The sequence below is a fragment of the Riemerella columbina genome (genome assembly GCF_030517065.1).
GTDB classification, from domain to species: domain Bacteria; phylum Bacteroidota; class Bacteroidia; order Flavobacteriales; family Weeksellaceae; genus Riemerella; species Riemerella columbina_A.
Window position 1 is genome coordinate 368,030 of the sequence record NZ_CP103950.1, and the last position, 20,252, is coordinate 388,281.

18 protein-coding genes are annotated in these 20,252 nt (G+C 42.1%); 14 read left to right on the forward strand and 4 right to left on the reverse strand.

Features of this window, described 5'->3' with window-relative positions:
• Positions 1-8: 8 nt before the first annotated feature.
• The 4 genes from rfbD to der all read left to right on the forward strand — a co-directional run bounded on the left by rfbD (position 9) and on the right by der (position 7,571).
• Positions 9-866, forward strand: a complete 858-nt coding sequence (rfbD, locus tag NYR17_RS01675) for a dTDP-4-dehydrorhamnose reductase (protein WP_302505964.1) — start codon at positions 9-11, stop codon at positions 864-866.
• Positions 859-1,533, forward strand: coding sequence for a hypothetical protein (locus NYR17_RS01680; RefSeq protein WP_302505965.1), 675 nt, complete (start codon positions 859-861; stop codon positions 1,531-1,533). Before rfbD ends, NYR17_RS01680 begins: the two co-directional genes overlap by 8 nt.
• Positions 1,534-1,601: 68 nt before the next feature.
• Complete coding sequence (locus NYR17_RS01685; protein WP_302505966.1) at positions 1,602-6,119, forward strand: T9SS type B sorting domain-containing protein; 4,518 nt, start codon at positions 1,602-1,604, stop codon at positions 6,117-6,119.
• Positions 6,120-6,263: 144 nt separating this feature from the next.
• Positions 6,264-7,571 (forward strand): ribosome biogenesis GTPase Der, encoded by a 1,308-nt coding sequence (gene der / locus NYR17_RS01690; RefSeq protein WP_302505967.1) that lies wholly within the window; start codon positions 6,264-6,266, stop codon positions 7,569-7,571.
• A gap of 269 nt (positions 7,572-7,840) precedes the next feature.
• On the opposite strand, the gene NYR17_RS01695 is transcribed toward der, so the two are convergent.
• The gene (locus tag NYR17_RS01695) at positions 7,841-8,335 is read right to left on the reverse strand and encodes a hypothetical protein (protein WP_302505968.1); all 495 of its coding nucleotides are present in this window, start codon (positions 8,333-8,335) and stop codon (positions 7,841-7,843) included.
• Positions 8,336-8,563: 228 nt separating this feature from the next.
• On the opposite strand from NYR17_RS01695, the gene NYR17_RS01700 reads away from it, so the two are divergent.
• Both NYR17_RS01700 and murB read left to right on the forward strand, forming a co-directional pair.
• Complete coding sequence (locus NYR17_RS01700) at positions 8,564-9,760, forward strand: pyridoxal phosphate-dependent aminotransferase (protein WP_302505969.1); 1,197 nt, start codon at positions 8,564-8,566, stop codon at positions 9,758-9,760.
• Positions 9,761-9,793: 33 nt separating this feature from the next.
• Complete coding sequence (gene murB / locus NYR17_RS01705; RefSeq protein ID WP_302505970.1) at positions 9,794-10,819, forward strand: UDP-N-acetylmuramate dehydrogenase; 1,026 nt, start codon at positions 9,794-9,796, stop codon at positions 10,817-10,819.
• A 52-nt stretch (positions 10,820-10,871) separates the two neighbouring features.
• Here murB and NYR17_RS01710 read toward each other — a convergent pair whose 3' ends face one another.
• Together NYR17_RS01710 and NYR17_RS01715 are read right to left on the reverse strand one after the other, a co-directional pair.
• Positions 10,872-11,636, reverse strand: a complete 765-nt coding sequence (locus tag NYR17_RS01710; protein WP_302505971.1) for a type III pantothenate kinase — start codon at positions 11,634-11,636, stop codon at positions 10,872-10,874.
• 33 nt (positions 11,637-11,669) lie between these two features.
• The gene (locus NYR17_RS01715) at positions 11,670-13,532 is read right to left on the reverse strand and encodes a M1 family metallopeptidase (protein WP_302505972.1); all 1,863 of its coding nucleotides are present in this window, start codon (positions 13,530-13,532) and stop codon (positions 11,670-11,672) included.
• A gap of 129 nt (positions 13,533-13,661) precedes the next feature.
• Here NYR17_RS01715 and NYR17_RS01720 point away from each other — a divergent pair, with 129 nt between their 5' ends.
• From NYR17_RS01720 to NYR17_RS01745, 6 genes are all read left to right on the forward strand, one after another.
• Positions 13,662-14,009, forward strand: coding sequence for a hypothetical protein (locus NYR17_RS01720; protein WP_302505973.1), 348 nt, complete (start codon positions 13,662-13,664; stop codon positions 14,007-14,009).
• Positions 14,010-14,231: 222 nt separating this feature from the next.
• Complete coding sequence (locus tag NYR17_RS01725) at positions 14,232-15,746, forward strand: sensor histidine kinase (protein WP_302505974.1); 1,515 nt, start codon at positions 14,232-14,234, stop codon at positions 15,744-15,746.
• A 13-nt stretch (positions 15,747-15,759) separates the two neighbouring features.
• Entirely contained in the window at positions 15,760-16,449 is a 690-nt protein-coding gene (locus NYR17_RS01730; RefSeq protein WP_302505975.1) for a response regulator transcription factor, read from the forward strand.
• Between the two features lie 177 nt (positions 16,450-16,626).
• Positions 16,627-17,481, forward strand: a complete 855-nt coding sequence (locus NYR17_RS01735) for a phosphatase PAP2 family protein (protein WP_302505976.1) — start codon at positions 16,627-16,629, stop codon at positions 17,479-17,481.
• A complete protein-coding gene (locus NYR17_RS01740) occupies positions 17,471-18,259 on the forward strand; it encodes a hypothetical protein (RefSeq protein ID WP_302505977.1) in 789 nt (262 codons plus the stop codon). The genes NYR17_RS01735 and NYR17_RS01740 overlap by 11 nt, the downstream gene beginning before the upstream one ends.
• Positions 18,253-18,606, forward strand: coding sequence for a hypothetical protein (locus NYR17_RS01745; RefSeq protein ID WP_302505978.1), 354 nt, complete (start codon positions 18,253-18,255; stop codon positions 18,604-18,606). Before NYR17_RS01740 ends, NYR17_RS01745 begins: the two co-directional genes overlap by 7 nt.
• 2 nt (positions 18,607-18,608) lie before the next feature.
• Here the strand turns inward: NYR17_RS01745 and pth are convergent, their stop codons facing one another.
• On the reverse strand, positions 18,609-19,172 hold the full coding sequence (gene pth / locus NYR17_RS01750) for an aminoacyl-tRNA hydrolase (protein WP_302505979.1): 564 nt from the start codon (positions 19,170-19,172) through the stop codon (positions 18,609-18,611).
• A 196-nt stretch (positions 19,173-19,368) separates the two neighbouring features.
• On the opposite strand from pth, the gene NYR17_RS01755 reads away from it, so the two are divergent.
• Positions 19,369-19,851: a heme-binding domain-containing protein gene (locus NYR17_RS01755; protein WP_302505980.1), complete on the forward strand. Its 483-nt coding sequence runs from the start codon at positions 19,369-19,371 to the stop codon at positions 19,849-19,851.
• Complete coding sequence (locus NYR17_RS01760; RefSeq protein WP_302505981.1) at positions 19,851-20,252, forward strand: thiol-disulfide oxidoreductase DCC family protein; 402 nt, start codon at positions 19,851-19,853, stop codon at positions 20,250-20,252. The genes NYR17_RS01755 and NYR17_RS01760 overlap by 1 nt, the downstream gene beginning before the upstream one ends.

Consider the following 20,252-nt stretch of genomic DNA (forward strand, 5'->3'; position numbering starts at 1 on the left):
AACGAACAATGAAAATTTTAATCACAGGTGGCGGAGGGCAGTTGGCACAATGTTTTAGAAAGTTGGAACCGCAATATCCATCATACGAATTGATATTTAAAACTTCGGAGGAGTTGGATATTACCGATAAGTCGGAGGTGGAAGCCGTTTTTGAGGAAGAAAAACCACAATATTGCATCAATACGGCAGCCTATACCGCAGTAGATTTAGCCGAAAAGGAAGCCGAAAAAGCCTTTGCCGTGAACAGAGATGGCGCACAGAATTTAGCCGAAATTTGCTACGAAATGAAGGTGTGTTTAATCCATATCTCCACGGATTATGTCTTTGATGGCGATACAGAATTGTCCTATACCGAAGACGATTTCACGGCGCCTTTGGGCGTATATGGCGCTTCCAAATTGGCAGGCGAAGAGGCGGTTTTGGAGGCAGCACCAGAGAGCATCATCATCAGAACCTCGTGGCTCTATTCTGAGTTCAACAAGAATTTTGTGAAAACGATGCTTCAGCTGTTTGCTCAAAAGGAAGAACTCGGCATTGTGAATGACCAGTTTGGACAACCTACCAACGCCAATGACTTGGCAGAAGCTGTGATGAAAATCATCGCTACAGAGCCTAAAATCTCAGGAATTTACCATTTTTCCAATTATCCAGAGACCACATGGTTTCTGTTTGCGGAGAAAATTAAAGCATTTTCGGGGGCTAAGATAGGCCTAAACCCCATCACGACGACGGAATATCCTACGCCAGCGCAACGCCCACAGCGAAGCACTTTTTGTTTAGATAAAATAGAGCAAGATTATGGCGTAGAAATTCAGCATTGGGAAAATAGTTTAGAAGATTGTATTAAAATTTTGAACCATGATTAAGATCATCAAAATGATGTGCTTGCTGTGGGGTACCCTCGGCTGGGCGCAAACTTATCACTTGGTGGAAGCCAAAGGCCGCCACGAAAATACAGATGCCTTTTTCTATCCACTCTCTGCCGAGGCGCAGCAAAAAGCCCAATATTTAGGGAAAATAGAAGTAACCCAAGCGGCGGCAGATGAGGTGCAGAATTTTGAACCGATTTATAAAAAAGCCAAACTAACGGGCGCTAATGCTTACCGCTTGCATTTCCCGAACGATATGGAAGACCACCCGAGAAAAAAACACCACAACTACGAGGTTTTGCTTTATTACTACCCGTTCTCCACCGAAAGTTTTGAGCAAAATATAGCCTATTTTTTCAATTTAAATCAGGATAACCGCATCAAAATCAATGGTAAAAAAGTGGAAATTCCGAGTAGACATTATGTGGAAGTGCCACTCACGCCAACCATCACAGAGGTGGCAGTCGGTGGTTTTTTAGGTTCCAAAGTGCGGCTTCAAGAAAAGGAAAATGCGCCACAGCCGCCGCTTTATTTTTCCATTGGTGCTTCTCGCCTCAAAGGTCAGGAGGGCAGCCTCCAATTTAAGACAGGAGATATAGAGCGCTTAGATGATTCTTTAGCCCAGTTTTTAATGTTATTTTATGAGAAAGTGAGTGAGAATTAAATAGTAAATGATGTTTTTTCTGTTTATATCAATAAAAAGTAATAATTTTGAACTTTAAAAAAATACAGATGAAAAAACATCATTTACTTTTTTTCTTTGGTTTATTATTATCCTTTCAGTCCATTTATATTAAAGCTCAAAATTGCCCTAGATTAAAGAGTGAATCTGGGGAGGAGGATAAGGTGTTAATCAATTGTTCTAATAGTGCCAACTCTTGTGTTAATTTAGTCGCTGATTTTCCAGTGCTTAAGGGTACGGAGGTTTACCAAGTTCAGTCACGGTCTTTTTCCCAGAGTAAGGCATTGGATGATGGCACTTCTATTGGGATGTACCAAAATGAAACTAAAGTAAAAGATGCTTATGTTAAGAAAATTAGCTTTTCTGATGCCTCTATTTTTGGTGCGCATCCGTTTAAGTTTTCCTATTTTGGCAAGGTCTATTCTTCATTTTTGATTAGTAGTAATGGTTTTATCACCTTTAATGACCTTTTAGAAGTAGGAGATTTTAGTAGTCCTTATATTTCGGGGGCACAAATACCGTCACAATATCTCCCAAAGTTATCCATATTTGGTGTATTCCAGAGTTTGGAATTTGATAAAGGGGTAGGGGATATTAAAGTAAAAGTGGAAGGTGTAGCGCCGTGTAGAAAACTTATCATCAGCTTCTATAAAGGAAAAATAGCAGAGACCAATCATTTGGTGTCATCTCAAATTATTCTTAATGAACTGTCTAGTGATGTGGAAGTTTATGTAGAGAATAGACCTATAATCACAGGACGGGCAAAGAGTAAAGATGCCGTAATTGGACTAACGGATGATGCCAATAGCGGCATAGCGGCACCGAGAAGAAATACAGGGAACTGGGCAGCAACAAAGGACGGCTGGCTCTTTAGAGGCGCAGGGGAAGAAATGAAGAAAACCATATTCTGGTTTGAGGATGGGCAGCACCTCAACAGTGGTGCGTATAATAACCGTACGACTGTCAAAGTATGTCCACAGAATTTATCACAAAAATATAAAGCGAAGGCTCAATATGAAACTAAATTTGGCTTTGTCTTAGAAACGGATAAGAGTATAGAGGTAGGTTTTGATTCGTATTATCCATTTTCAAAAAACTATGTTGAGGTTTTTTGCGGCGCTTCAAGAACGCTCTACCAGTCAGAATATAATGCTAAAATAACACCTAACCCAGTTGCTAATTTTAATTTTAAATATTATCCTACCGAGGAAAAAGCCAGAAATGGAGACGCCGATTATTTGAATCCAGCACAGCCAATTACCGCGAATGAAGTTTATTATGTAAGGGTGGAAAATAAAAATAACCCTTCTTGTTTTTCTGTTGCATCTTTAAAGGTAGGGGATGCCCAAGCCGCACAGAAAACCAATACAGTTCGGGTCTGTGAAGATGATAAGAAAGGTTTTAAACTCAGCAAACTACTCTGTCAGCTATTAGATTCGGGGTTAGAATATCAGTCGCCACGGTTTTTTATTAACTCACCAAACTCAGAAGAGGTAAGAGAAGCTGATTTAGAAAACAATACGAAAATCTACCTTAAGGTGACCATCCCTTCTTGTGGGGAAGTGACTTATGGACCAATAAGCGTTAATTTTTCGCCAGGGCCGCCTATAGAAGATATACCACAGCCTATCTTGATCAACTTATGCGATATTGTGACCCAAGGCAACCCTACTTTAAAAGAGACTAATTTTAATTGGGTTCAGTTTTTTGAAGACAGCAACATTGTGATTACTCAAGAACCGGATGTCAATATTACAGTGCACGCGACAGAGAAAGAGGCTAAGAACAATCAAAACCCAATGAGTTATATATTGGAGAAAAAAGGCAATGGTGATTATACCTATGATGTTTGGGTGCGCGTACAACCGATGGTGACCACGGCAAGCACTGATGATTGCGATGCGCCTTGTTTCAGTATTGTTCAGTTATCTATAAAAGTGATTTTTGATAAAATTATAATCAATGTAGAAGATGCGGATGAAGATAGAGCTCCAGACGACCCAGAGGTATTTGATGATGAAAGTGCGGACATCTATTTGTGTAAAACAGACCAAGCCACCAGAACAGTAGATATATCGGCAGATGCAGATCAGGTGATCAAGCTCATTACCACGGGAAATAACATCAAAAGAACATTCCACGAAAGCTATAGAGATGCTGATAATTTAGACCAAGTAGGCATTTCTGACCAACAAACAATTCCGGCTAACCAGAATAAAACCTATTATATAAGATATAAAATAGATGATGGGACACTCACCTCTCCTGATGACCCAGGTTGCTATGTAGTGGTGCCATTAAATTATAATATTATTGATTTTCCTATTAAAGCTGCGGGAACGATATTTCCTATTTGCTCTAGTACACAGAACGAAACGGTTCAGTTAAAAGATTATGATAGAGCTATATTAGGAAATATGTGGAGAGAGTTACCACAGCCCACCATTTTATATTATGATAATGCGGCAGCTAGCGGCGCGCCAATCGATAATTTAACATTAACAGAATATAATCAACCTAAAAGCGTTTGGACGGTGGTTACTTCGGGCTATAATCCAAGTTGCCAGTCTGAACCTACAGAATACCAATTTAGAATGGTTCAGAATCCAGTTTTGGACCAGAACCAACAATCTATATTAATAGAATGCGATAATAATAATGATGGAGTTACCAGATTTAATCTAACTGATCTTAATGATGGATTTGTTAGCAATTCTAGCCAATATGAGATAAAATACTACCGTAGTTATGATAGAAACACCAATAGGCTAAGTGGAGAGATTTCTGCAGAGCAAGCTCAAAATTTTGAAATTGATGCATCAGGAGAGCAGAGCATATACTATAGTTTTTCATTGCCAGGTACACCATGTTTTTCTGTAGCGCAGGCAGATTTTAAAGTTAATATAACAAAGCGCCCAATAGTACTTAAAGCTCATAAAGGACTGATTAAGTGTACAGGTTATACCTACGAAGTGAAATTTAATTTGGAAAAAATTATCCCAAAGGTATATGATGATTCTAATTTAGATTATGATACTTTTATTACCAATGTAACATTCTACGAAACTGAAGCAGACGCCAACCAAGGGCTAAATGCTATCAGTGGTTATCAAAACTATACCCTTAATACGAGTGATGTTAAAAAGATATTTTGGGTAAGGTTTGAGTCTACAGAAGGTTGCTACTCGGTTGTTTCTTTCATTATTAAGGTAGTGAATGCCACAGATTTAAAATTCTCTAATGAAGAAATGGAAGTTCACCTTTGTGAGTACCAATTTAGTGGCGCATTTAAGATTGATTTAAGAGCGTGGCTTGACCAACAGATAGAAAATAGTGAAGAAGGCAACAGCTTCCTAAATGATTATGAAGCCACATTGAGTGCTGAATATAATTTCTATTTAGAAAATCCAGTAGCTAATGCAATGGCGGTCGCTTTAACTTTAGATGAAGAACACCATTTTCAGCCAGACGCCCAGCATTATCCATATATTTATATAAAAGCTAGGGCAGATGACGAAGACTGTTTCCAAATTGCTAAAATAACTTTTAGCTTTGCAGATACTGCATTTATAGAAATTCAATCTCCAGAGATATGTAGAGAAGATACCATAGACCTCACCTTTGTAAAGCAAGATTCAAGAATTAACCCTAATTCAGAATTAACATTTTATAGAAACCAAGAAGATTTAATTCAGGATAAAAACGCTATAGAGACCCCCGAAAGCTATCAATATGAAGAAGGCATTGATGAAATCATCGTGAAAATTATAGATAGCAATGCACCATGTCCTCAAAAAGCGAAAATTAAGTTGAGATTAAAGCCTGCACCAGAATTCTCCATTGAACCAGAGTTTTTTATATGCCCAACCGCACCAGGGATAGAGGTAGCGCCAGACTTATCTCAAACAGCAGCCGTGGGGCTCACACCAGAATTATTGATATGGGAGTTGCCAGATGGTAGTCAGGTGATCAAAAATTATCCAGAAACACAACTTAAAATCACAGAGGTCGGACAATATCAGTTAACCGTTAAAGCCAATAATGGATGCCAAGTTTCCAAAAGCTTTATAGTTACCCCTTATGATATTCCTACCATAGATCGTTTGATGGTGGATGGGAATACTGTAACCGTTGTAGTAGATACACCAGAGCCAGATAAAACTCTGTTATACACTTATGAAGGATTAGGCGAGTGGCAGGAATCTCCTGTTTTTCACCAAGTGCCTTATGGGGTAGCCACATTCTATGCAAGAAATGATGGTATAGACTGTAATAGCCTGCCATACGCCACTTTGGTATTGCATAAAACCAATGTTATTACCCCTAATGGTGATGGCAAGAACGATATTTGGACTTTGGATAACCTCCAAGTATTTGGAGGGCAGAAGGTGCAGCTCATTATTATAGATAGATACAACAGAACGGTATTCAATCAATCTTCTAACGAGAGCATTGTTTGGAACGGCTATTTTGAAGGTCGGGTGCTCCCAGAGTCTACCTATTGGTATCAGCTAACTTTGCCAGATGGTAGAGTGCTTTCGGGTTGGATTTTATTACGCAATAAATAGAGAAAACCTTGAGCAAAAATAATAGAGAGAAGGTTTCAGGGTACTAACCTCAAACCGCTCATCTCAAAAAAAGCCTTATCTTTGCTCACTGATTGGGCTCCAAGAGTTGGAGTAACCCATTTTATGATTTTTTAAATAGAAATTATGTCAAATATCGTGGCAATTGTAGGACGCCCTAATGTAGGCAAGTCCACATTATTTAACAGGCTTCTGGAAAGGAGAGAAGCCATAGTAGATTCCACGGCGGGCGTGACCAGAGACCGCCATTACGGAAAATCCGATTGGAACGGTGTAGAATTTACCGTGATCGATACAGGGGGGTATGATGTAGGCTCTGATGATGTCTTTGAAGAAGAAATACGCCACCAAGTTCAGCTGGCGGTAGAGGAGGCCACCTCCATCATTTTTATGCTCAATGTAGAAGAAGGGCTGACCGATACCGATAGAGAAATCTACGAAATGCTAAGGCGCTCTAATAAACCTATCTACATCGTGGTAAATAAGGTTGATTCAGCCAAAGAAGAACTTCCCGCTACCGAGTTCTACCAACTGGGGATAGACAAATATTACACCCTATCCTCCGCAACAGGCTCTGGCACTGGAGATTTGTTGGATGATGTGGTGGCAGGCTTCCCAACCACGGAGTATAAGGACCCCTTTGAGGGCTTACCTAAAATTACGATTGTGGGGCGCCCTAATGTCGGCAAATCCACGCTGACCAATGCCCTATTAGACAATAAAAGAAATATCGTGACCGATGTTGCAGGCACCACGCGAGACAGCATAGAGACGCTGTACAACAAGTTTGGACACGAGTTTGTGCTGGTAGATACCGCAGGGATGCGCAAAAAATCTAAAGTCAGTGAGAATTTAGAATTCTACTCCGTGATGCGCTCCGTGCGGGCGATAGAAAACTCAGATGTGGTGGTGATTATGGTAGATGCCACCCAAGGCTGGGAGTCGCAGGATATGAACATCTTCGGCATCGCTAAGAAAAACCGCAAGGGCATTGTGATTTTGGTGAATAAATGGGATTTAGTAGAGAAGGAAACCAACACGATGCGAGATTTTGAAAACGCCATAAAAGAACGCATAGGGCAGTTTAATGATATCCCTATTCTGTTCATCTCTGCCCTAACCAAACAGCGGATTCTCAAAGCCGTAGAAGTAGCGATGGAGGTTTATGAAAACCGTAAAAAGAAAATCAAAACCTCTAAACTCAATGAGGTGATGCTCCCAATCTTTGAGCAAACACCACCGCCAGCCACCAAAGGGAAATACATTAAAATAAAGTACTGTGTGCAGTTGCCTACGCCATCGCCGCAGTTTGTATTTTTCTGTAACCTGCCGCAGTATGTTAAGGAGCCCTACAAACGCTTTACAGAAAACCAACTCCGCAAAGCCTTCGGCTTTCAGGGCGTACCCATAGAGGTCTACTTCCGACAAAAATAAACGAAAAGCCCAGTTGATGCTGGGCTTTTTTTATGGCTTGCAGGGCGTGGAGACTTCCTTTAATGGTATAGCGCTACTGATGATTTTATATCCTCCATAGCCTAATGACCTCCATAGGTGGCACGGCGAAATCTATTCTCAGGCTAAAACTTAGCTTCATCAGAAAAAGGAAGGAATTATCATTTTAGCAATAAAACATCATAGAATTAGTATTTTAGTTAATGTTTTGCCTCTTTTGCCCCCTTCCGAAGGGGCTGTTGGTCGGTGGACTATTGTTCACTTTCGGGGGTAGGGGGTGTGGGCTTCCTACTCCTACTGGCAGGGTATTGCTGTTTCAGGTCGGCGAAGATGCTGCCAGCGCCAGGGTCGTTATTGGTGGCAGCCACCTTCATAGCACGGTAAAACATCAGGGCGGTACCATCTAAATCATAACCTAAGAGCATATTGGTGTCCTTCATCAGTTGTAGTTGTTGGTCCAAGAGGTTAATCAGCTCATTCAGTTGTTTGTGCGCCGTATAGTCTTGGTCAAACTCGGTTTTGTCCACATAGGTCGGGATTTTGCTGGGGTTGGCATCCATCTGTAGTTTTACGCGGTCTATCCATACCTCCTTCTCATACTTTACCCTACCGAAGCCCTTGCGCTGTGTAGGCGTTAGGCTTTTCACTTTTCCACTAAGCACACCAGCAATGGTGCTGATGGCGGTTTTCACTTGGTTGATTTCCTCAGGACTGAAGCTGACAGAAATCGTGTTCTCATTACTCATTTTTCAATTGTTTTAAAATGTTAAACTTTAATGAATATCAAATGCCTTATTCGGGGTTTGTGTGTCAATACGACACCCCTTCCTAAAGACTGTTTAAAAATATCACATTTTCTGTATAACTACCAAATGATTTTTAAAGAAAATAAAAAATAGGCTTTATTTGGAGGTTTCGGGCGTGGGGGTGATAAAAAAAATGTATTTTTGTAGTCGTTAAAAAACCATAGAACAATGCCAAAAATATCTCAAAGAGCGGCTCATATGCCTGCATCGCCTATCAGAAAGTTAGTCCCTTATGCCTTAGCAGCGAAACAAAAGGGCGTTAAAGTCTACCACCTGAACATCGGTCAGCCCGATATTAACACCCCAGAGGCGGCATTAGAAGAGCTGAAAAACATCCACCTCAAAGTCTTAGAATATGCCCTCTCCGAAGGTAATTTAGACTACCGCGAGGCACTGGCAACTTATTACCAAAGCTTAGGCTTTTCGGATATTACCACAGAGCACTTCATCGTGACCAATGGTGGCTCCGAGGCGCTTAACTTTGCCCTCTCTACCCTCTGTGATGAGGGCGATGAAATCATCATCCCAGAGCCTTATTACGCCAACTACAACGGATTTTCTAACCACATCAAAGTCAAAGTAGTGGCAGTGCCTTCTTCCATAGAAAACGGCTTTGCCCTCCCAAGTATAGAGGCTTTTGAAGAAAAAATAACCGATAGAACTAAAGCCATCTTGATCTGTAACCCGGGCAATCCTACAGGCTACCTCTACACCAAAGAAGAGCTGGCACAACTGGCACAGATAGCCCTAAAACACGATGTGGTGATCATCTCTGATGAGGTCTACCGTGAGTATGTTTATGACGGTGAGAAGCAAACCTCTATGCTGGCATTCCCAGAGCTGAAGGAGCATTGTATCATCATCGATTCGGAATCTAAGCGCTATTCTATGTGTGGGGTGCGCATCGGCTGTATGGTCACCCGTTCAAAAACGATTAAAGATGCCGCGATGAAGTTCGCACAAGCGCGCCTCAGTCCTGTGCTGATAGGGCAAATTATCGCTACCAAAGCCCACCAGAACGACCACGCCTACATCTCCGAAGTTCGAGAAGAATACACCAAGCGCAGAAATCTATTAGTAAAACTCCTTAACGAAATCCCTGGGGTGTACTGCCCAATGCCGAAGGGGGCTTTCTACTGTATGGTGGAGCTGCCTGTGGATGATGCGGAGAAATTTGCGCAGTGGCTTTTAGAATCTTATGAACACAACAAAGAAACCATTATGGTGGCTCCTGCGGGCGGCTTTTATTCTAATCCAGAATTAGGGAAAAAGCAAGTGCGGATGGCGTATGTCCTCAACGAGGCAGACCTCAAACGCAGTGCCGAGATTCTTAAAGATGCTTTAGAAAAGTATAACCGCCAATAGTCCCACCTCTCTAACCCATTTTTATACCCTTTGATGATGAGTGCCATTAAAACCAACCAATCGCTAAAGCCGTACAATACCTTTGGGGTAGAGGCTTCGGCGCGTTATTTTGCAGAAGTCCATACGGTGGAAGCACTAAAAACGCTACTCCAAAATCCAGAGTTCAAGCCTTTGCCTAAGCTCTTTTTGGGCGGTGGGAGCAATCTGTTGCTGACCCAAGATTTTGAAGGCTTGGTGGTGGCGCTCCAGATGAAGGGCATCACAGAAACTCTGGTGAATGATGATGAGGTGCTGGTAACGGCGCAGGCAGGTGAAAATTGGCATCAGTTTGTGTGCTATAACATTGAGAGGAACTACGGCGGATTGGAGAATTTATCCCTCATCCCAGGGAATGTAGGCACCTCGCCGATACAAAACATCGGGGCTTATGGCGTGGAGATTAAAGACTATTTTGAGTCTTGCGAGGTGCTCAACTTAGCCACTTTGGAAGTGGAAACTTGGGACCGCACAAAGTGCCGATTTGGCTACCGAGATTCCATCTTTAAACAGGAAGCCAAGGGGCAGTATATCATTCTTTCGGTTACATTTAGGCTCACGCGCCAGCACCACCGCATCAGAACCGATTATGGCGCTATACAAGCTGAACTCCACAAAATGGGCATAGCGGAGCCGACCATTAGCGCAGTCTCTCAGGCGGTGATCGCCATCAGGACTTCCAAACTTCCCAATCCAAAGGAAATAGGGAATGCAGGGAGTTTTTTTAAAAACCCGACCATTAGCACAGAACAATACGCAAAACTCAAACAAGAATACCCAGAAATACCAGGCTATGAGGGCTCCCAAGGGGTTAAAGTGCCAGCGGGTTGGCTCATAGAAAAAGCGGGATGGAAAGCAAAGTCCATCGGCGAGGTGGCCACGCACCAGCACCAAGCCTTAGTGATTATCAATGCCACGGGCAAGGCATCAGGGCAAGAGATTTTTGATTTCTCCACGCAGATCATCCAAGCTGTCCAGCGGCAGTTCGGCATTACCTTAGAACGAGAGGTTAATGTGATTTAAAGCAAGGGAAAAAAACAGAGATATTTTAGGTAAAAAAAGAATGGCAGTCTTCTCACGAAGCTGCCATTTGTCCTAATAAATACAAACCTTTGAGCGTATGGAGGCGGTCGGCAATGTGGATTTTATCTGTTAGTGGCTTATAGATGTGAGACACGCCACCTGTAGCAATCACCAAGCATTGGTCTTCCACCTCTTCGTTAATTCTATCGATAAAGCCTTCTACCATCCCCAGAAAGCCGTACATCATTCCGCTTTGCATACAAGTTACGGTATCCAATCCCAGCACTGTTTTGGGCTTTTTGAGTTCTATTTCTGGCAGTTGTGCGGTCTGTCCCACTAAGGAATTCAGCGAGGTGATAATCCCAGGAGCGATGATCACGCCGAGGGTCTCGCCATTCTCTGCCAAACAGCTGGCGGTAAGAGCAGTGCCAAAATCAATGATGATTTTCTTCTTCTGTGGGTAGAGGTGGTGCGCTGCAACCAGATTGGCGTAAATATCCGTGCCCATTTGTTTGGACTTCGGTTGCACCGCCGAGGGCGTATTTCTATCCACTAAAATAGGCACTTGCTGGTGTATTTTCTCTATCGCTTTTACAATATCGTGGGTCATCTGCGGCACCACAGAACCGATAATCACCTTAGAAATACTGCCCAGCGCTATCCCATAGGATTGATACATCATCTGGAACTGTATAAAAAGCTCATCTTTAGTTCTATAAGGTTTGGTATTGAGCACCCAAGAGAGGCTACAATTCTCCCCCTCAAACAGCCCAAAACGGATATTGGTATTCCCGATATTGATAACAATGGTGTTCATAGAATTGATAATTAAATGAGAATGAGCGATGGTTTACTTTACTTCTACAAAATTATTTTCAGGGTTGATATCGGCTAAGCGCTGAGAAAAATCTATGCCTAAAACCTCAATTTCGGCTTTGGTGTAAGGGATTTCAAAGGTGTATTCTTGCGTGGTCCAATACCAATAAGGCAGCGTGGTAAATGCCCCAAAATAATCCGAAGTTTTAGGCTGGCGCATCAGATTAGAGGGGATATGATAGATTTTGATATCTTTATTTTTAGTCAGCACCCCAAAGTCTATCGGCATCGGGATTTCCCCTTTGTTGATTAAGGTAATTTGGGTTTTGTCTTTCAGATATTTAACCTCTTTTATGGCATAGTCTATCGTCTTGGTGGTGTTGATCCAATAGTGCTGAAACCACTTTAAGTCCATTCCAGATTTTTGTTGAGCAATATGCAGGAAATCTCGGTCAGTAGGGTGGTGGAGCACCCATTCATCATAATAATTTTTGAGGGCAGATTTTAAGGTTTCCTCCCCCATAATGTAGCCCAATTCTACCAAAAATAACTCGCCTTTGGTATAGCTGGCGACAGAATACGCCGAGGCATCATCGTGGTGGTCACCCAACCAAACGGCAGGCTCTTCTTTTCCAGATTTTACCATTTTACGATAGCCCTCCAGCGCCCCAACGAAAGGATTAGGCAGCGGCTGTTGCGGTGGGAATAATTGGTACATCACAAAATCTTCGGCATAGCTGGTAAAGCCTTCATCCATCCACGGTCGCACGCTTTCATTGGTGGCGAGCATTTGTTGGTACCAAGAATGTCCGCCCTCGTGAGCCATCAGACCAATTAAAGATTCTAAAGACTTGGCTTCGCCCAAAATCATTGTGCACATCCCGTATTCCATACCGCCATCTCCCCCTTGGATAAAGGCATAAGTCGGATAAACATAGCGCCCAAAGTTGGCATTCATCAGTTGGAAAAATTGCGTAACATAAGGCTGAGCTTGGCTCCAATATTTTGTTTTTTCGGACGGTTGATAAACGAAGTAAACCTTAGGTCCATCAGGAACGATGAAGGATTCCACGGTGTAATCAGGGTCTGCCGCCCAAGCGAAATCCAGAATATTTTTAGCAGTCCAGTGCCAAACGGCTTTGCCCCAAGCATCGGTTTTAATGTCGGCATCGGTTTGGTAGCCTTTCACCGCTTCAGGATTTTTTAAAATGCCCCCTGCCCCGATGATATATTGCGGGTCAATATGGATGCGAACATCATAATCCGAAAACGGCGCGTGGAACTCCCTGCCCACATAATCAAAAGTAGCCCAACCATCGTAGTCGTACTCCGCAATTTTAGGATACCACTGGGTCATGGTCATCTCTATGCCTTCTTTATTTTGGCGCCCTGCACGGCGGATTTGATACGGAATGTTGGCATCCCAAGCCATCGTGAAAGTAGTGGTAGAGTTTGGTTTTATAGGCGTGTGGAGTTTGACTTTCATAATGGTTTCTTGGATTTCAAACTCTAAATTTTGTCCGTTTTGTTTAATCCAATGGATGTTCTGGGCGCCCTCCTCTCCTTGTGGAATTTGGATGAGGCGAGAGACCATTTTTCCGTGTTTATTTTTCTCGGCAAGGCGTCTGTCTGCGTGGTTGCCTTGTTGCTGCACGCGCTGATCCATTAAAGAATTAGGCTTAAAGGCATTCCAATATAGATTAAAATAAACCTCGTGAAGTTCATCAGGAGAGTTGTTGGTGTAGGTAATGGTTTGCTCGCCTTGGTAGGTGTAATTTTGCGCATCTACTTGGATGTCCATTTGGTAGCTGGCGTGCTGTTGATAGTAGGGCTTTTTCTGTGCCCAACCCCAGCTGAATAGATTAAAAACTAAAGCGAATAGAAAGGCTTTTTTCATCTTCAAAGGTTAAAATTAAGCGCCAAAGATAATAAAATTATATAAGAGTGGCGGGGAGGCTGTGACTTTTCATCGGTTATTTTTAAGCGAAAAGTAATACCTTTGTAGTTTTATTTTTAATATCAAAAAATGACACAAGAACAACAACACTGGCAGCAGGTGGAGGCTTTTTTTGAAACGCATTTTCAGGCGGAACCTCACTTGCCGGTTGAAACAATGCTCTTTCTAATTGGCGTGCAGGAGCTTGGCGGTGGTAAACAAAAATACAGCAAAGATGATAAGGTGAATTTAATCCACATCGCGGTTTGTAGGCTGTTGGAGCCTTTTGGTTTTTATCGCTTTCAGTCTTTTGATGCCGATGGTTGGCCGCATTATGAAGTCTTGGAACCTTTACCAGAACTCAAACCCAATGAGCAAACTCTATTGATGAAAAAGGCGATTATCCAATATTTTTTAGATGAAGGCTTGATTTCTTAAATTCAAAACTCTGGTTGAGTGTGGGGCAGCCAGTTCAATCATCAAGAGAGGAAAATAAAACAGGGTAAATTCATAATATTTTGTTAAAATTATCGTTTTTAACTTTTATGGTTTAAAAAATAAGTTAAATAATTTTTCAATAACCAAAATAGTTGTAATTTTAACACTTCAAAAATAATATCTAAGGTGCGCAATAAGTTCATACCCATTATATCCATTCTGATGACGGTTTCGCTCATCATTTTTGTCAGTTTTCAATTCTACTGGCTTAAAGAGTATTACGCCTCTCTGGAGCAAGAGTTTTCATCTAAGGTAGAGCAAGTGCTGGAGCGGTCTACGGAGCAATTGTCAGAAATTGAAGTGAACAAAATGGTGCATCAGTACGAGGATTTGCTCACTTCGGTTAAAGCCAACCAATCTCAGCCCACGCTGAATATCATCAAGCAAATTACAGACTCTGCCGATAAAAAACTCATCTCGTTTAGCCGAAGCATTATAGAGCCGCAGAAAATCCCTGTTTCCACTAAGGGCGATACTTTGGAGCGGTTTAAAGTCTATACCGATGAGGGCATTTATCGCATCAAAAATAACAGCACAGAGCTCCTGACTACGCAGCTCAGCAAAGATTTGAACGACAACACCTATTCCTTTAAAGATTTTGCTAAGCTCAATGCTAACAACATCCCCATCCAGCAACGGGTTAATGGCAAAGTCATCGATTCTGTGGTGAAGAAAGCCTTGGAGGAAAATAACATCCACACCGATTTTGGCTACGGCATTTTTGATAAAAACCACAAGCTGACTTCCGTGGTTAATGAAACCTATTTGAATGATAAAACCAAGACCACATACAGCTATCCGTTATTTCGGGATAATGAAGACCAGCCGCTTTACTCGCTGTCTTTGGTCTTCCCGAATAAAAATTACTCCCTCATCAGAACCAACCTGCCGATGCTCTTGGGAACGGTGCTTTCATTGCTGACCATCTTGTTTATTTACATTATTTCCATCAATTATATGCTAAGGCAGAAGAAAATTGCAGAGATCAAAACAGACTTCCTCAACAATATGTCTCACGAGTTCAAAACGCCGCTGGCAACCATTTCCGTGGCTACAGACTCTCTGGCGAATGACAAAATCGCTACAGACCCTACCAAGGTTAAATATTATTCAGGGCTGATCAAACAAGAGAATTTGAGGATGAAAAAACAGGTGGAAAATGTCCTCAATATGTCCAAACTGGAACGCAACGAGATGAAGCTTTTCCTTAAAGAAACCAACCTGCGAGAGCTCATTACCAATATCGCTAACTCGGTGCGGTTGATTGTTAATGAACGAGGCGGCACGCTCACGGAGGACTTCCAAGCCGAGCGCTATTGGGTTAAAGTCGATGAGTTCCACCTTTCTAATACGCTCATCAACCTCTTGGATAATGCCAATAAATACTCGCCAGAGGCACCGCAGATTAAAATCACCACCAGAAACGAAGGCAATTATTATGTTATCGCAATTTCTGACCAAGGAATGGGAATGGAGCCGCAGAATAAACAGAAAATATTTGAAAAATTCTTCCGAGAAGAAACGGGCAATATACACAATGTAAAAGGACAAGGCTTAGGGCTTTCTTATGTTAAAAAAATTGTAGAACTCCACAAAGGGAGCATCAGCGTGGAGAGCCAAAAAGGCGTGGGCAGCACCTTTATCATTAAACTGCCGATGAGCAAATCCGTAAAATAAAAAATACACAATTATGAGCAATAAAATATTATTAGTAGAAGACGACCAGAGCTTTGGCGCGGTGCTTAAAGACTACCTGACCATCAATAATTTTGAGGTGACCTTAGCCACAGATGGTGAGGTAGGGCTCAAAGAATTTACAGACCAAGATTTTGATATTTGCATTTTCGATGTGATGATGCCTAAAAAAGACGGCTTTACCTTAGCCGAGGAGGTTAAAAAATTGGAAAAAAATGTACCGATTATCTTCCTTACCGCCAGAAACCTGCGCGAGGACATCCTCAGAGGTTATCAACTGGGCGCAGATGATTATATTACCAAGCCGTTTGATACCGAGCTGTTGCTTTACAAAATCAAGGCGATTCTTTCCCGAAGCGCCGCGTTGGAGGAAGAGACCGTGCAAGAGCAATTCAGTATCAGCCATATGGAGTTTGACTCTATGCTGAGACAGCTGAAAGTGCACGACAAGCAATATAAACTTTCGCCAAAAGAAAATGAACTCCTCAAGCTCCTTTGCCTGCACCGCAATGACTTTATGCCGAGGGACTTAGCACTGAGAAAGATTTGGAAAAAGGAAAACTATTTTACCGCGCGCAGTATGGATGTGTACATCGCAAAGCTGAGAAAATTACTCAAAGAAGATGAAGGCTTAGAAATCATCAATGTTCATGGCGAAGGGTTCAGGCTGTTGGTAAAGAATTAATTTAAACAAAGACCAAGAGTGCCGCCGAGCACTCTTTTTTTTCATCGCGATAGGTCGCAGGACTTTACCCATACGATTTGTTAACTTTTTATTAAGTTTGCAATCTTAAAAAATACCACTATTAACAGACATTCTTTTTTCAAAACACTCTGGCTGGCAACACCGCTGTATTGGCGCGTGCTGTGGTTTTATATGCTCGGCACGGCAGTGCTGGCAGCTTTCTGTTGGGCGTTTGGGCATTTTGAGGTCTCCTTTTTGAAAGAAATTCTGAGCGTTAGGCTATGGTTTGTGCTTTGTTACGCTTTGGCGATGCTATTGTGGTGGAAACTTAAAACTTCGGCGAAGAATAAAATCGCATTGAATTTTTTGCTGGCATACGCCTTTTTAGGACTCATTTATAAAGATACGGCGGTACTCAATCAATTATTTTTTGATAAAATAGACCCATTTTTAATGCAAGCGGATGTCCTAATGTGGGGCTTCCAACCTGCGTTAAAATTTTCAGAAGTGATGAATGCCACTTGGTTTAGCGAGCTGATGTTTTTCAGTTACTTTTTCTACTATCTGATGCCGTTGGTCGTCCTTTTTACGCTGTATCAAAGGGCACCACAAGTCATTGCAGAATTTGGCACGATGCTTATCACCGCTTTTGTGATTTATTACAGCATTTTTATTGTGCTACCTGCTGTGGGACCGCAATTTTACTTCCCTGATCCAGAAAATACCATTCCACAGCGCGGACTTTTTTCGTTCTTAGTAAAGCAAATCCAAGCGATGGGCGAAGCCCCTACGGCAGCCTTCCCGAGTTCCCATGTGGGCGTGAGTGTGGTGGTGCTTTTGTGGCTTTATCCAAGATATAAACGCTTATTTTATGGCATTTTGCCGTTGAGTATATTGCTGTTTTTTTCAACGGTTTACATCAAAGCCCATTATGCGATAGATGTGCTGGCAGGACTGGTTTCAGGGGCTTGCATTTATGTTTTTATCGCCCTATTTTATAACCATTTTAAAAACAAAAACTATGAAATCTAATCTCACAATCAAAGAAGTTAAAACCAAAACCGAGTGGCGGACTTTTATCTACCTCCCAGAGGAAATCCATGCCGAGCATCAGCAATGGTTGCCGCCGCTTTATATAGATGAGGAAAAATTCTTCAACCCCAAGCGAAACCCTGCGTTTCAGCATAATGATACTTTGCTGTTATTGGCTTATCGAGGCGATAAAGCGGTGGGTCGCATCATGGGCATCATTCCTCACGAGTATAATAAAAAACAAGGACAGTACACGGCGCGTTTCAGTTATTTTGAATGTTTTCCAGATGAGGAGGTATTTACAGCATTGATTTCAGCGGTGGAAAATTGGGCAAAAAATAAAGGTTGCGAGAGCCTCATTGGGCCTATGGGATTTTCGGACAAAGAGCCCCAAGGTTTCCTTACCAAAGGTTACGAAGAACCTACGATGATGATTACCAACGCCAGTTTTCCGTATATGAAAGAGATGATTCTCAAGCGCCGCTATGCCCCTTTTGTAGAATTATGCCAGTATGATGTGCCGTTGTCTTCCCAAATTACCAAGCGCTACGAGGCTTTTACCCAGCGTTTGCTCAACAGAGGTGCGGTTAAGGTTCACGAATTTACCAAAACCAAGCAAGTTAAGCCGTTTGTACGCCCTGTTTTTGAGCTTATTAACGCCACTTACCAAGAGATTTATGGCTTTACTTCCGTTTCTGAGGAGGAGATGCAGGAGTTTGCTCAGCGCTTTTTTGCCGTTGCTCAATCCCAAACTGATCAAAATTGTAACCGATGCTAACGACCAAGTGGTGGCGTTCGTTATTGCGATGGCAGACCTCAGCGAAGGGATCAAAAAAAGCCCGTGGAAGGCTATTGCCACTGGGTTGGTATTCTATTTTGAAAGCGGCTAAGCGCTCCAAAAGGTTGGTGCTTCTTTTGGGCGGTATAGCACCACAGCATCAGAATAAAGGTTTAGATGCCGTGCTGGCGACTTTCCTCTTTAAAACCGCGTTGGAAATTGGCTTTCAGTCGGTGGACAGCCACCTGATTATGCGAGAAAATTATAAAATGCGAGCGGAAATAGAGCGGCTACCACAGCACAGGATGTATAAAGAATACACCATTTACGAGAAAAAATTCGGCTAAGTTTATTTGCCGTTGAAGCCCGTCATTGCGTTCTGGATGCCTGCAAACACAAAACTAAGGCTGGCATTGGCAAACTGCGTGATTCTTTCGGGGAGTTTTTGTTGTTCCTCTTCTGTCCAAGTGCCCAGCACATAGTCCACTTGCTTGCCTTCGCTGAAGTCGGCAGAAATTCCGAATCTCAACCGAGGATAGTTGGGCGTTTGCAATTGTTCTTGGATATTTTTAAGCCCGTTGTGTCCTGCGTGGGAACCTTTCATTTTCATACGCAGCGTACCGAAAGGCAGTGCCAAATCATCGGTGATGATGAGCACATTTTCTAAGGGGATATTCTCTTTTTTGAGCCAAAACTTCACGGCATTACCACTGAGATTCATATAAGTATCGGGTTTTAGCAAAAGTACTTTTCGCCCTTTGTATTTGCCCTCTGCCAGCCAACCGAAATGATTCGTTTTGAAGGGCGCCTCTATGGTCTCGGCTATTTTTTCTACCACCTTGAAGCCGATATTGTGGCGTGTGTTGGCGTATTCCTCGCCTTTATTTCCTAATCCTACAATAAGGTATTTCATCGCATCGTTTTTTCGTGGCTACAAAAGTATAAAAAAAGCGTGATATTCAGATTTTTCAGTGCTAAGGGCGTTTTGTTTTCTCTTGAAATGATGATGTGGTGTCTGAGCATAGCATTAAAATACAATTGATTTTCGCCAAGGAACAGCACGGAAATTATAAAAAATGATTATCTTTACACTTTAAAACCGAGAAATAATGAAAAAAATATTATTGATATTATTGGTGGCTGGCGTGATGATTCAGTTTTTTCCGATTGACAGAACCAACCCAGAAGTGAACAAAGGAATGGATTTTTTAACCATTAAAAGAACGCCAGAATCTACCGCTCAACTGATTAGAAACGCGTGCTATGATTGCCACTCTAACGAGAGCCGATACCCTTGGTATACCAAAATACAGCCTGTGGGTTGGTTTGTAAAAGACCATATAGAAGAGGGTAGAAAACACCTTAATTTCTCTACTTTTGCCACTTATGAAGCCAAGCGCCAAGCGCATAAATTAGATGAATGTGTGGAGGAATTGGAAAAAGGAGGAATGCCTTTGGAGTCGTATCTGTTGATGCACCAAGAGGCAAAACTGACCGAAGAGCAAAAGCAAGAACTCATCAATTATTTCAGAAAAGAAGCTAAAAATACGCGCCTAATCAACGCAATATTTGATGTGGTGACTCCTAAGTAATGCGGCGTGAAAATCTATATTACCTCTTCTATGACGGCGATTGCGGACTTTGTAATCGTTGGGTGCAATGGGTGCTTAAATATGATAAAAAAGACCAATTTAGATTTGCTGCCTTGCAGTCAGATTTTGGGCAAAAATTTTTGAGAGAACGCCAACTTCCAACCAAAGATTTTAATACCCTTTACCTTTGGAAACCCAACGATTTCTACCTTGAAAAATCAGATGCGGTGTTAGAAATTGCACGGCAGTTGGGTGGGCAGTTTTGGCTGTTGTATGCTGGAAAAGTGGTACCTCGCGTGGTGCGTCATTGGGTTTATGATGCCGTGGCAAAGGCGCGTTTTCGTTTAGCTAAGCCCACTTGCTTGCTCCCTACGGCGGCAGAAAGGCATAAATTTTTATAA

Bases quoted from the DNA above. Each gene is read 5' to 3' on its own strand.
- NYR17_RS01730 (WP_302505975.1), top strand. From the start codon at position 15,760: ATGAGCAATAAAATATTATTAGTAGAAGACGACCAGAGCTTTGGCGCG.
- NYR17_RS01740 (WP_302505977.1), top strand. From the start codon at position 17,471: ATGAAATCTAATCTCACAATCAAAGAAGTTAAAACCAAAACCGAGTGG.
- NYR17_RS01725 (WP_302505974.1), top strand. From the start codon at position 14,232: ATGACGGTTTCGCTCATCATTTTTGTCAGTTTTCAATTCTACTGGCTT.
- NYR17_RS01700 (WP_302505969.1), top strand. From the start codon at position 8,564: ATGCCAAAAATATCTCAAAGAGCGGCTCATATGCCTGCATCGCCTATC.
- NYR17_RS01760 (WP_302505981.1), top strand. From the start codon at position 19,851: ATGCGGCGTGAAAATCTATATTACCTCTTCTATGACGGCGATTGCGGA.
- NYR17_RS01755 (WP_302505980.1), top strand. From the start codon at position 19,369: ATGAAAAAAATATTATTGATATTATTGGTGGCTGGCGTGATGATTCAG.
- pth (WP_302505979.1), bottom strand. From the start codon at position 19,172: ATGAAATACCTTATTGTAGGATTAGGAAATAAAGGCGAGGAATACGCC.
- NYR17_RS01715 (WP_302505972.1), bottom strand. From the start codon at position 13,532: ATGAAAAAAGCCTTTCTATTCGCTTTAGTTTTTAATCTATTCAGCTGG.
- NYR17_RS01720 (WP_302505973.1), top strand. From the start codon at position 13,662: ATGACACAAGAACAACAACACTGGCAGCAGGTGGAGGCTTTTTTTGAA.
- NYR17_RS01745 (WP_302505978.1), top strand. From the start codon at position 18,253: ATGCTAACGACCAAGTGGTGGCGTTCGTTATTGCGATGGCAGACCTCA.
- der (WP_302505967.1), top strand. From the start codon at position 6,264: ATGTCAAATATCGTGGCAATTGTAGGACGCCCTAATGTAGGCAAGTCC.
- NYR17_RS01710 (WP_302505971.1), bottom strand. From the start codon at position 11,636: ATGAACACCATTGTTATCAATATCGGGAATACCAATATCCGTTTTGGG.
- murB (WP_302505970.1), top strand. From the start codon at position 9,794: ATGATGAGTGCCATTAAAACCAACCAATCGCTAAAGCCGTACAATACC.
- rfbD (WP_302505964.1), top strand. From the start codon at position 9: ATGAAAATTTTAATCACAGGTGGCGGAGGGCAGTTGGCACAATGTTTT.
- NYR17_RS01680 (WP_302505965.1), top strand. From the start codon at position 859: ATGATTAAGATCATCAAAATGATGTGCTTGCTGTGGGGTACCCTCGGC.
- NYR17_RS01685 (WP_302505966.1), top strand. From the start codon at position 1,602: ATGAAAAAACATCATTTACTTTTTTTCTTTGGTTTATTATTATCCTTT.
- NYR17_RS01695 (WP_302505968.1), bottom strand. From the start codon at position 8,335: ATGAGTAATGAGAACACGATTTCTGTCAGCTTCAGTCCTGAGGAAATC.